This is a genomic window from Erysipelothrix sp. HDW6A, assembly GCF_011400295.1.
Classification (GTDB): domain Bacteria; phylum Bacillota_I; class Bacilli_A; order Erysipelotrichales; family Erysipelotrichaceae; genus Erysipelothrix.
On sequence record NZ_CP049859.1, the window covers coordinates 821985 to 834108 of the forward strand.

General features: G+C 34.7%; 9 protein-coding genes. 5 read left to right on the top strand and 4 right to left on the bottom strand.

The genetic code is table 11. The annotated features are described in order from the left end of the window. Positions 1-39 precede the first annotated feature (39 nt). The gene (locus G7059_RS04095) at positions 40-813 is read left to right on the top strand and encodes an AAA family ATPase (RefSeq protein WP_166080822.1); all 774 of its coding nucleotides are present in this window, start codon (positions 40-42) and stop codon (positions 811-813) included. Here the strand turns inward: G7059_RS04095 and G7059_RS04100 are convergent. Both G7059_RS04100 and G7059_RS04105 read right to left on the bottom strand, forming a co-directional pair. Next, entirely contained in the window at positions 789-2015 is a 1227-nt protein-coding gene (locus G7059_RS04100) for a hypothetical protein (protein WP_166080823.1), read from the bottom strand. The genes G7059_RS04095 and G7059_RS04100 overlap by 25 nt on opposite strands. Positions 2016-2199: 184 nt before the next feature. Continuing rightward, positions 2200-2943 (bottom strand): MurR/RpiR family transcriptional regulator, encoded by a 744-nt coding sequence (locus G7059_RS04105; protein WP_166080824.1) that lies wholly within the window; start codon positions 2941-2943, stop codon positions 2200-2202. A gap of 206 nt (positions 2944-3149) precedes the next feature. On the opposite strand from G7059_RS04105, the gene chbG reads away from it, so the two are divergent. From chbG to G7059_RS04125, 4 genes are all read left to right on the top strand, one after another. Beyond that, positions 3150-3923 carry a chitin disaccharide deacetylase gene (gene chbG, locus G7059_RS04110; RefSeq protein WP_166080825.1) on the top strand — a complete coding sequence of 258 codons (774 nt, stop codon included), beginning with the start codon at positions 3150-3152 and terminating at the stop codon, positions 3921-3923. Between the two features lie 12 nt (positions 3924-3935). Then, positions 3936-5177, top strand: coding sequence for a PTS sugar transporter subunit IIC (locus G7059_RS04115; RefSeq protein WP_166080827.1), 1242 nt, complete (start codon positions 3936-3938; stop codon positions 5175-5177). Further along, positions 5167-6159: a 2-keto-3-deoxygluconate permease gene (locus G7059_RS04120; RefSeq protein ID WP_166080828.1), complete on the top strand. Its 993-nt coding sequence runs from the start codon at positions 5167-5169 to the stop codon at positions 6157-6159. The genes G7059_RS04115 and G7059_RS04120 overlap by 11 nt, the downstream gene beginning before the upstream one ends. Positions 6160-6704: 545 nt before the next feature. After that, positions 6705-9353, top strand: a complete 2649-nt coding sequence (locus tag G7059_RS04125; RefSeq protein ID WP_166080829.1) for a calcium-translocating P-type ATPase, PMCA-type — start codon at positions 6705-6707, stop codon at positions 9351-9353. Between the two features lie 71 nt (positions 9354-9424). Here G7059_RS04125 and G7059_RS04130 read toward each other — a convergent pair whose 3' ends face one another. Together G7059_RS04130 and G7059_RS04135 are read right to left on the bottom strand one after the other, a co-directional pair. Then, positions 9425-10285, bottom strand: coding sequence for a DegV family protein (locus G7059_RS04130; protein ID WP_166080830.1), 861 nt, complete (start codon positions 10283-10285; stop codon positions 9425-9427). 268 nt (positions 10286-10553) lie between these two features. After that, positions 10554-12062, bottom strand: coding sequence for a peptidoglycan DD-metalloendopeptidase family protein (locus tag G7059_RS04135; protein WP_166080831.1), 1509 nt, complete (start codon positions 12060-12062; stop codon positions 10554-10556). Between the last annotated feature and the right edge of the window lie 62 nt (positions 12063-12124).

Genomic DNA, 12124 nt, shown 5'->3' on the forward strand with positions numbered 1-12124 from the left:
TAAGATATAATAGAAACAGAAGAATGCGACGAGGTTATTATGTTAAAACACATTAAGAAAAATACTAATGATTTCGATTATCCTGATAAAGTGCTTGATTTCGACATGCTGGATTTAGATTCTCCTGTCATCTTCTTTACTGGTGAAAACGGATCAGGAAAATCAACACTCTTAAAAGTACTAGCAGACTTATCGGGAAGTATCGATCTGGGTAAATCACTAGATTCTATGATGTATGAGTTTTCAAGTGACAGCTTCTCGCTTGCTTGGTCGCGGGTATTGAGAAAAGGGTACTACTTTCAAAGTGAAGATTTCTACTTGTATCTAAAGGATTCTTTTAAAGAGAGAGAAGATAATAAAGCGATGTTGAAGGAAGCTGAAGAACGTTACGGAGATCGACGATCATTAGGATATTACTTAGAAACTGGAATGCATCGAGGCAATACAGAAGCAATGGATGGGATTGTACAAGAATATCTCTATGCATCTCATGGAGAAGGATACATTCGCTTCTTCCAGTCTAAATTGAGGGAAGCAACACTTTATCTTCTGGATGAACCAGAAACGCCTCTCTCATTTCAAAATCAACTAACACTCATTAAACTAATTGATGAAACCGTTAAAAAAGGAAGTCAGTTTATTATCTGTACTCACTCCCCAATTTTATTATCGTATCCAGGTGCAAAAATAATACATTTTGATGAAGGTATCCAAGAAATACAGTATAAGGACCATCCATTAGTCCATGATTATAAAAGATTTCTTGAGAACCCTGAACGCTATTACCATTATCTCTTATCTGATGAGGAATGATTTATTTTCCATAAATAGATACTCGCGATAGTTTTATAAGGCACAAACGTTTCTAAATAAGAATCAAACATCTCTTTATCAATTTCAGGAATTGAGAGGTGTTTTTTTAATCCGTTTCGTAGTCCAATATCTTCATAAGAACTAATATCTAGTCGATTAAAACTATGGATCAAGAGTATCTTAGCACTCCATACTCCAAACCCTTTTATCTGTGTAAGGGTGTGGATAGCTTCGTCATCGTTCATGTCATAGATTTGCTGAAAGTCAATGAACTGATTCTTGATAGATTGAGCTAAATCAAAGATATATTGTGATTTAGTACGAGGTAAACCTACTTTCTTAATGTCATCAGCGGTTGAATTTTGTACTGATTCAAGGCTTGGAAAAGTTTCTTGAAATCTTTTGTAGATTGTTCGTGCTGCAGCGGCACTAATGAGTTGTCCTATTATTGTATGTACTGATCCCCAAAAAGGATCGGGATAACTGGCTCTTTCCACAAAACCATAATTCGCAATCCAGAATCGTATTGTTTCTTGATTAGGAATTGCAGCCAAGTCTTTTAAAGTGTACTCTACATTATCTTCGAAAGTGTTTAAGGGGTCGTCCTCATAGTGTACTGGAGATTTAGGCAAGTATTTCTTTCCATACTCTACAATTAGGGCGTGATATTCCTGAAATAAGGGAACATCGTGTGGAAGTGTATCCATCATCAATTTTTGAATAGATGAATAAGATTTTAGTTTAGGATATGACAGCTTATCTAAGAGTCTTCTTAGGTACACATCAACTACAAATACAGGACGATTAAACGCGTAGAGTAGAATGCAATCACAAGTTTCTTCTCCAATACCATGAATATTTAGCAAGCTTTTTCTAAGAGTGAGAGTATCGATGTTTGAAAGATTATCAGGATTAAAGTCATACTCTTGATACCAATTCATGAGTTCCAATATAGATTGGGTTTTTCGTTTATAGGAACCACTTGCTTGAATAAGCTTTGCAAGAGTATCAAAGGGCATCTCACAAAGAGTTTGCCCATCAAAGTGTTCAAACTGAGACAAAACATTTTCTACATTTTTCCACGAGGTGTTCTGAACCAATATAGCTCCTAGCATCATTTCTATATCACTTTGCGCAGGCCACCAGTTCTGTGGACCAAAATGGTTGTAGAGTTTGTAAAAGGTACGATCGATTTGTGTCATAACAATATAATAACACAGTAATTGAAGATGATGAGGTATAAATAACACTATATTTATTCTTGTTTTGTATCTTTATGATTTAAACAAGCATAACAAATTTTCTATGATTCAAAAAAAGACAAACTACATAATTATGAAATTAATCGTGTGGATTTGTCTTGGAATATATATTAAATATGTAATTCTATTTTTTATAATTTGCTACTTTTTTTGCTAATTTCTCAATTAAAAAAATAGCCGGAACTTGCGAGGTAATATCGGAAGTTTTAATTTTCTCATCTTTAATATAATAAGGTACATTAATCGTAGATATATTAGCTAATCGACATTTGCTACTATTCGTAATAGATACCACATCAACACCGTTTTTTACAAAATGACTAATTGTACCAAGAACTCGATTACTCTCTCCAGATACCGATAATGCAATTACACACATCTTTTCTGCAGATTCTTTGCTTATCTTATGAACCGGATGCTCAATTAAAAAATCCAAGTTAATTGCAAAACTATAAAGCTTGGAAAAATAAATTGCTCCATAACTAGCAACGACGTTAGAGGTTCCGTACCCTACAAAATAGATGGAGTCTTTGTTAATCAGCAACTCTGCTACCTCATCAAGTTTTTTCTCGAAACTTGAACTGCTTGATTTTAGAATGAAATTTACTAATGAACTTTCGTCGATGCTATGTGGTAATAACTCTTGATTTTTATTCTTTGAATGGTATTTCAAACGAGACTTAAAATCACTATACCCGCTGGTTTCGAATTTGGCACAGAACCTCAATATAGTGGTTGTACTAACATGAGTCAGTGCAGCTAATTCACGAATTGATAAATCTTCAATTTTATTAATGTTAGATTCAATAAACTTATATATTTCAATTTCAATATCAGTTAAATCTGGGACATAATCTAAGAATAACATTTTCATCCTCCTACAGATATCTTCAAAACAAAGGAACAAAAATAAAACAAGTTACCATTATGTTACAATGTTACCGTTTACATTCTAGCAAACATATTAACATTATAATGTTGTACAATCTAATTGTAAAGTCAAGAAAGGACATATCAATAAATTGAATTCATGCTAGCTAATAATCAATTTCTATTGATATAAGGGTTTACTCAATGAAAAAATTAATTATTAATGCGGATGATTACGGTTATACGCCAGGCGTCACACATGGTATTCTATCTGCACATCTAAATGGTGTTGTAACTTCAACGACTGCATTAACAGTATCTGAATACTTTGAGCAAGCGATGAAGTTAGCACGTTATTTTCCTACATTAAAAATAGGGGTACATTTAACTCTTACTCTTAATGGGGGACGTCCATTATTAGGGGATAGAGTTCCAAGCTTAACAAATAGTGATGGGACATTTTGGAATCAAAGAGAATTTGAAGATAAAGTAGATCTTAAAGAGGTTGAGGATGAATGGTTCGAACAGGTGAATAGATTTTATTGCTCAGGTATGGTTCCCACACATATTGATTCTCACCATGGTGTTCACTGTAAAAATGAAGAACTGTTAAAAATAGCAGTTAAAATAGCAAAACATTTTGGTCTTCCACTAAGGAACTGTGCTCGATATGAAGAGCGAATTCCAATGCTAAAAAATTACGGTGATGTAAAAACTACCGATAGAATAATTTCAACTTTCTATGGTGATCTGGTTACAATAAAACACTTTGAAGAATTAGCTGATGAGATAAAACACTCTGATTCAGAAACTTTTGAAGTGAATTGTCATCCTGCGTTTATCGATAATGTATTAATGAATTCATCGGTGTACATTTACGAGCGTCTCGAGGAATATAATTTATTGACTTCAGATGCAATAAAAGAAATACTAAAAAAGAGAAATATCGAACTTACTTCATTTGAAACATTAAAATAGAGGAGATAAAATATGCAGAAACTTTCAAACTATATTGAAACTCATTTTGCGCCGATTTTTGCAAAACTAGGTTCAAATCCATATGTAAATGGTGTAAAGAACGGTATGATAGCAACTTCTCCATTTACAATTATTGGTAGTATATTTATTATTATCCAACAATTTCCAGTAAAAGCTTGGACAGAATTTATGGCTCCATATGCATCAATGTTTAATGTACCAAATATGATGACAATTGGTATTATAGCCCTATACGTTGTTTTTGGAGTTGGTTATAATCTAGGGAAGTCACTTGATTTAGAGCCACTTTCAATTGGTTTATTATCACTGATGGCGTTTATGATTCTACAGATTGATCGAACGGATTTTACTATGTCAAGTGCATACTTTGGGTCTAAAGGGATTTTCCCTGCGTTAGTTGTTTCGATTTTCGTTGCGAAGACAGTTTTAGTATTCGAAAAGCATGGATTAATTATTAAATTTCCTCCCGGAGTTCCAGATGCAGTGTCAAAAGCATTTGCTTCACTTTATCCTGCAATGTTTGTCGCATTTGTAATGTTTACAATCAGTGTATTGTTGAAAATTGATATCCAAGAAATTATTATCACTATGTTTTCTCCACTTGTATTTGCTTTGAATACACTTCCTGGAATACTGATTTTCCAATTGATGATACATCTACTATGGTCAGCAGGGATTCATGGTGCTTCAATAATGAATACAGTTGGTAGACCTATTTTCCTCTCATATCTGGCAGCAAATACGGAAGCAGCTCTAGCAGGAAACTCTATCCCATATATTACAGCACAAGGCTTTACACAAATGTTTATTAGTATTGGTGGAGCCGGAGCAACCTTGGGGTTAATTCTTGTAATGCTTCGATCTAAAGATGAGGGCTTTAGACAACTTGCAAAATTATCACTTCCAGCTGGAATATTTAATATTAACGAGCCTATTATTTTCGGTTTCCCAATAGTAATGAACCCGACGATGATGATTCCATTTATATTAACTATAACTGTTAATACTATATTATCGTATGGTATGATGTATTTTAATATTATTGGTAGACCTATAATCGATGTTCCGTGGATTATGCCAGCTCCAATTGCAGCTTACTTAATGACCGGTGGTGATGTCCTTGCGGCAGTCTGGTCTGTGGCAATAATTGCTTTATCAGCAGCGATTTATTATCCGTTTTTACGCATAGCTGAAAAAGAGAGAAAGGCAGAAATAAATCAACGTGTTGAATGATTTATTAAAAAGGGGTTCATTAACCCCTTTTTTTAAAAGAACAAAGGATCAGTCAAAGGAGAAAATAAAAAATCCAGGTCTAGTAACGTTAGTTCCTTTGAGTTTAGGCTTGATAATTAATACCTTTTTTCCTAGTGTTTTATCAATTGGAGGCCCCACCTCCGCATTATTTAATTCTGGAAGTGGTGTTCTTATGGGTATGTTTCTTATTATTTGCGGAGCGCAAATCGATATTAGAAAACTGTTTACATCAATTTACAATGGTTTAGTATTACTGTTTTTGAAATTGGGTTTTGCATATATCTGTGCTGAATCAGTTTTTATGTTATTCGGAGTAGCTGGAATTTGGGGAATCACACCTTTTTCAATTTATTGCTCAATACCAAGTAATAACAATTCGGCATACGTTTCTCTTAGTTCTTTTTATGGTGACGAATCTGATATAGGAGCAGTTTCTATTCTTTCTCTAAAAAACGGACCTGTAGGTACTATGCTAGTAATGGGAGTGTCTGGTAAATTGAGTATATCGATGAGTATGATAATGGGTGTGTTAATACCTTTACTGATTGGTTTGCTAGTAGGAAATCTATCAAAAGCAGTTAGACAGAAGTGTGCTGATGCCCAAGATTTTGTGATTTTTCTGATGATGTTCTCTACTGGATGTAGTTCGAACTTATATACTGTTATTCAATCAGGTTTTTCAGGAATACTATTGGGTATATTAGGCATTGTTGTAGGCGTTTGCATTAACTATGTATATACAATATTTACAAGAAGGAGAACAAGAATGGGACTTGCTGTTGGTATTAGTGCAGCTAATTCAACATTAACTCCAGGATTAATTGCATCTGTTGATACATCTTACTCCAGTCAAGTTTCGACAGTCTCGGCACAGTGTATGACTGCATCTCTAGTGACAATAAGTGTTATTCCACTAATATATTCGAATCTAAATAGAAAAAAGCGAATTACGAATATATAGTAACTCCATTATATTATTAATTAAGTAGAACAATTAAGTTAGAAATTTCATTTTCTAATTGATGAGTAATAATACCATACATTGATTTTATGCGACTTTGAAAAATCTCAAATTCATTGAGATTAAATGGTTGCGTAGTATATAAGAGCAACGTCTGATTTGTGTCATAACAATAAAATAACACAGTAATGATGAACGGTTATTGTTTGAATGGTTTGTGACTGTGTCGTTATTAGTGAAATAACGTGAAAACTTATACAAAAATGAACTAAAAACCGTGATAAATAACTTTGACTATCGTGATGTACTTTGTTAAACTTATATACATAAAGGGAGTAGAATGCTGATTCAACCCAGCTCACGTTTTCGTCATTACGATCTCTAAAGATCCGGAACGTGTTTGATTCGAGACTTTATCCGTGTTTGGATAAAGTTTTTGTTTATCTAGCACACAAACGATGCGTGAGAAGAGGTGACTGCAGCAGTAAAAATCTGATTTTATTGGTATTAATTTCAAAACTAATATAAAGGAAGGTTATATATTGATGAAACAATATTTTAATAAGAGTGTTGAGGAAAGCACTCAAGATTTAGATGTAAACATTACTCAAGGTCTATCCACTAAGGACGTTGAGGCTCGTAAAGCGAAATTCGGTGAGAATGCTTTACAGGGTGGAAAAGAAAAAAGTATGCTTGAAATGGCATTGGAACAACTTAAAGATTTTCTCGTTATTATCTTAGTTGTTGCTGCTGTTGTTTCAATTGCATTAGGTGAGGCTCTTGAAGGGGTTGTTATTCTAGCGATTGTTGTCTTGAATACAATTCTTGGAGTGTATCAAGAAAATAAAGCAAGTAATGCATTGAAGGCACTGAAAGAAATGGCAAGTCCTCATGCAAAAGTACTTCGTAATGGAAAAATCGAAGAAATTGCATCTAAGGATGTTGTTCCTGGTGATGTGGTAATTCTTGATGCAGGAGATTATATTCCAGCTGACTTACGTCTTATTGAGTCTGTAAACTTAAAAATAGATGAAGCTGCATTAACTGGTGAATCTGTTCCAGTTGAAAAAGATTCAAGTGTTATTTTAGATGATGAAGCAAGTCTTGGTGATCGTATTAACTCTGCATACATGGGAACAGTTATTACTTACGGTCGTGGTCGTGGATTAATCACTAATATTGGTATGGAAACACAAATGGGTAACATCGCAAACATGTTAAACACAAGTACTGATGAAGCGACTCCATTACAACGTAAACTTGACTCCTTAGGTAAAACATTAGGAATTATCTGTATTGCAATCTGTATTATCATCTTTGGTATTGGTTGGATGCGTGGCGACAACATGTTTGATTCATTCATGAATGCTGTTGCATTAGCTGTTGCTGCTATTCCTGAAGGACTTACAGTTGTTGTTACTGTTGTTCTTGCAATGGGTATGCAAAAGATGGTTAAAGTAAATGCTATTATCAAGCGTTTAAGTGCTGTTGAGACTTTAGGTAGTACAACAGTAATCTGTTCAGACAAAACTGGTACTCTTACACAAAATAAGATGACCATTCAAAAAATGTACAATGGTAGTGAAATCTTTGATGTTACAGGTACTGGATATAGCCCAGAAGGTAATATCGTCGATGAAGAAGGTACTATTAGAAATGAAGATGTAGCACGTACTTTAGATATTATAGTTCTATGTAATGATGCTAAGTTCAATTCAAGTGAAGAGTCAATCATTGGGGATCCAACTGAAGGAGCAATGGTTGTTGCGGCATTTAAAGCTGGAATTGATAAAGATGCTATTGATGCTAAGTACCCACGTGTACAAGAAATTCCATTCGATTCAACTCGTAAATTAATGTCTACTGTTCATGATGTCGATGGAAAAACCTTAATGTATACAAAAGGTGCACCTGATGAATTACTACGACGTTGTGACTTTGTAGAAATCAGTGGTGAAGTTATTGAATTAAGCGATGAAAAACGTGAAGAAATCTTAAGTGTTAACCAACAATTTGCTGAAAATGCACTCCGTGTTATTGGAGCTGCATACCGTGAAGTTGATGATATTCATGTATCCTTTGATGATGAGAAACACTTAGTATTCACTGGTTTAGTAGGAATGATTGACCCACCACGTGAAGAAGCAAAAGATGCTATTGATGTATGTAAACATGCTGGTATCCAAGTTAAGATGATTACAGGAGACCACAAAATCACTGCTACAGCTATTGGACGTCAACTCGGTATTGTTGGTGATAATGCAGTTGCTGTTGAAGGTCGTGAAATTGATGAAATGGATGATGCACAATTACGTGAAGTAGTTAAAACAGTTAACGTTTTCGCTCGTGTTTCTCCAGAACACAAAGTTCGTTTAGTTGATGCTGTTCGTGATAATGGAAACATTGTTGCGATGACAGGAGATGGTGTTAACGATGCTCCTTCCTTAAAACATGCTGATATTGGAGTTGCGATGGGAATCACAGGTACTGATGTTTCTAAAGAAGCAGCAGATATGATTCTTACAGATGACAACTTTGCAAGTATCGTTAATGCAGTATCTGAAGGACGTACAATCTATAGTAATATTCGTAAAGTTGTTGGATTCCTATTATCATGTAACATTGGGGAAATCTTAGTTATCTTCCTTGCTATGATCTTTGGATTACCAGCACCGCTTGTACCTATTCAACTCTTAGCCATTAACTTAATTACCGATGCATTCCCAGCGTTTGCACTTGGAATGGAAAAAGCTGAAGAAGGGGTTATGGATCAACAACCACGTGATCCTAATGAATCCATTGTTGACCCTGTAATGCGTAATTCAGTAATCGTTCAAAGTATCTTCCTAGCATTAGGAACACTTACATCATTCCTATATGGTCTCTATGTTCACGATAGTATTGAAGTAGCACAAACATCTGCTTTCCTTACAATCGTATTAGGAGAACTTCTACGTGCATACTCTGCTCGTTCAGAACATGTTTCAATCTTCAAGATGAATATCTTTGAAAATAGTTACTTAAATAAATCGGTATTAGTGTCAGTAATCTTTGTGTTTGCTGCAGTATTTATCCCATTTATGCAACCAATCTTTAGCACTACAACTCTTCAATTTGATGAGTTAGCAGTAGCTGTTGTATTCGCAATTATTCCATTAATTGGTGGAGAATTCGCAAAACGATTTGCTAAATAATGTAAAGAGCATCCATTAACTTGGATGCTCTTTTTTCTAGAGTGTAAAAAAAGTTCGCAGTTAGCGAACTTTTAGTCTAGTAATTTTGGACACCATTGAACAGCAATTGTACCAAGACCTGCATGTGTTGCTACAGCAGCTGGTAAATTGATGACATAGTAATGGAACTCTCCAAGTTTTTCGAATAGGAAATCTCTAAATGCTATAAGGGTTTCCATTCCTTCACTCTCTAAGAGGTAAAGGTCATGAGTTGAAGGCTTGACGTTATATTTGTTAAAGTCATCAACGAGTAATTGGAATATTTTCTTGTCAGTTCGTCCAAGTCCTAGTTTTTCAATAGACTCACCTTTATTCTCTAATACAAGAATTGGTTTGACACGTAGTAAAGAAGCTACTTTTTGTGCACTACGAGACATTCTACCACTCATTACAACTTGATCTAGAGTATGAGGATAGACGTAGTTAACTTGATTACTGAAGAGATAGTCAAGGTACTCTTCAATCTCTTTAATTGATTTACCTTTTTGATTCATATCTCGAATTGCACGTACTCCTTGTTGTACAGGACCCGTGATAGAGTAAGTATTTATGACAGTTATGTTATCAATTCCGACATCATTGACAGCGTGTAAGAAAGCGGCATAAGAACCAGATAATGCTGTACCGATTGATAGAATAAATGTATGATCATAATTTTTTTCTTTTACTTCAGTTAGGATATCAATCATTGTTCCTAAGTTTGGTTGAGACGTAGTGACGATTTGCTTATTGCGTAAAAGTTCGTTCACTTCACTTTGAGTGATTGTTACTTGGTCGATATAAGCAACATTATTATGAGTGATTGTTAGTGGTGCGATGTAGACATCAAATTCTTTAACCTGTTCAGGTGTGAAAGAAACTGAGGAATCGCAGATAATAGCTATGTTTTGCATAGTGCTCCCTCTTGTCACTAAGTGACTTATCAAAATATCGTAGAATGCTATTGCATTATAATATATATACAGCCTCATTACAAATCAATTATAGCATGCTTTATTGCTTGTAAACGTTATCTTAATATTTACATGATATAGATTATACCATTTTCTATTATAAAGCTAGTTAATTTATACGAAATGGACAAATAGTTATTTTCTGATGAAAAAAAGGACGGTGAGTCATAAGCTCAATCGTCCTTTGCGATAATGCAAAATAGTATTTCTAACAACCAATGACTCGACAAGCGTCGATTTTCCTACCGTTTTCATAAATTTCCAAGTGAACGTGTGGGGCAGTAGTTCGACCTGTCATACCGACTTGACCGATATTTGCACCACGGGAAACAGTTGATCCAACACTGTAATAACCAGGGCTAGCCATGTGTGCATAGAGTGAACGGTAACCATTACCATGATCAATAACAATGTAATAACCCCAACCACCATGGTTATAAGCATTCTTAACAACAACACCACGGTCAACAGCACCGATTGGTCCATAACCACCATTACTACGTGAAGCAAAGTCAACACCTTGGTGACCACGATAACAACCATAACGACAAATAATCTTAGCATTAGACATTGGCCATCCAAAGCGACCACTACCTACACTAGGTTCTACGTATGTTCCGACACGTTTAACGGATTGTACAGGTTCTTCAATGACTTTAGTTGATTGTAGGACTGAGTCTGTAGGAGTACCGTTAACGTAAGTATCAAGATACGTGCTATCACGATATCCATCTTGTTCAACGACTTCTACAACAGTTCTACCTTCAGGTAGGCTGTCATCCTTGATAATTTTTGGTTCAGGTGGAGCAATAACTTCTTTAGTCAGACGTTCTTTCTCAACTGAAACTGTAAATGGTGAGTTGAATGTAGAAATATTAAGTTCTGTTCCTGGTACAAGAATTTGTGTTTCATCTTTTAACTTACCAGGGTTGATAATGACTAACTGTCTTGGTGTCATGTTGTTGAACATGGCGACAGAATCAACAGAGTCAAATTCTACTGTTGTATAAGTGTTGATTTCTGGTTCGTATCCATAACTCAGGAATTGAGAAATCTTATCTTCAGTAAGCATGATGTTATCGATAGATGTCGTACCTTTCTCAAAGGTAATGGTTTCTTTAACATTTAAATCGACAATTTGCTCTCCATATGACTGAAGACTTGCGACTTTCTTATCAGGATCTGTTATAACGTTGTAGGAAGCTTCATCCACAAAGTTTAATAGAAAGGCTTTACGAGCTTTTTCAAAATCAGAACGGTTCTTAACGTAAATCACCGCGTTATTGGAGAATGTAACTTTATCTACCTGTACTGCATATAATTGATTTTCTTCCATGTAAGCAAGAATTTGATCATCAATATTTTCATAAAGGTTATAACTTAATGCTTCTGTATAATAGATGTCTTGAGAAATATCGAGCTTCGCATCTGGAAACTCTTCTTTATAATCACGTTCATAGATACCATCAATGACATTCATAATATGAGATTGAGAACTAACGATACCGACAAGTTTATCTTTATGATACATTTTTAAAACCTTGACAGGTTCTTCAAGTTTCGTTGTAGATTTTTGTTCAAGTATAGGATTTTCGCTTAATGAGTCCATAATCTGGAGTTCTACATTTGAATCGTAGCTAGCATAAGCGAGTACGACACTTAAAACAAGCATGCCTAGAATTGATCCGATTACTAATAGAGTTTTATTTTGTTTCATTTAATGTATCACCTATATATTAATATACCTTTTTTCTGAGGTATATTCAATTTAGTTTACAT

Coding starts and splice junctions, on each gene's coding strand:
- G7059_RS04095 (WP_166080822.1), top strand. CDS start 40: ATGTTAAAACACATTAAGAAAAATACTAATGATTTCGATTATCCTGAT.
- G7059_RS04130 (WP_166080830.1), bottom strand. CDS start 10,285: ATGCAAAACATAGCTATTATCTGCGATTCCTCAGTTTCTTTCACACCT.
- G7059_RS04105 (WP_166080824.1), bottom strand. CDS start 2,943: ATGTTATTCTTAGATTATGTCCCAGATTTAACTGATATTGAAATTGAA.
- G7059_RS04115 (WP_166080827.1), top strand. CDS start 3,936: ATGCAGAAACTTTCAAACTATATTGAAACTCATTTTGCGCCGATTTTT.
- G7059_RS04135 (WP_166080831.1), bottom strand. CDS start 12,062: ATGAAACAAAATAAAACTCTATTAGTAATCGGATCAATTCTAGGCATG.
- G7059_RS04100 (WP_166080823.1), bottom strand. CDS start 2,015: ATGACACAAATCGATCGTACCTTTTACAAACTCTACAACCATTTTGGT.
- G7059_RS04125 (WP_166080829.1), top strand. CDS start 6,705: ATGAAACAATATTTTAATAAGAGTGTTGAGGAAAGCACTCAAGATTTA.
- chbG (WP_166080825.1), top strand. CDS start 3,150: ATGAAAAAATTAATTATTAATGCGGATGATTACGGTTATACGCCAGGC.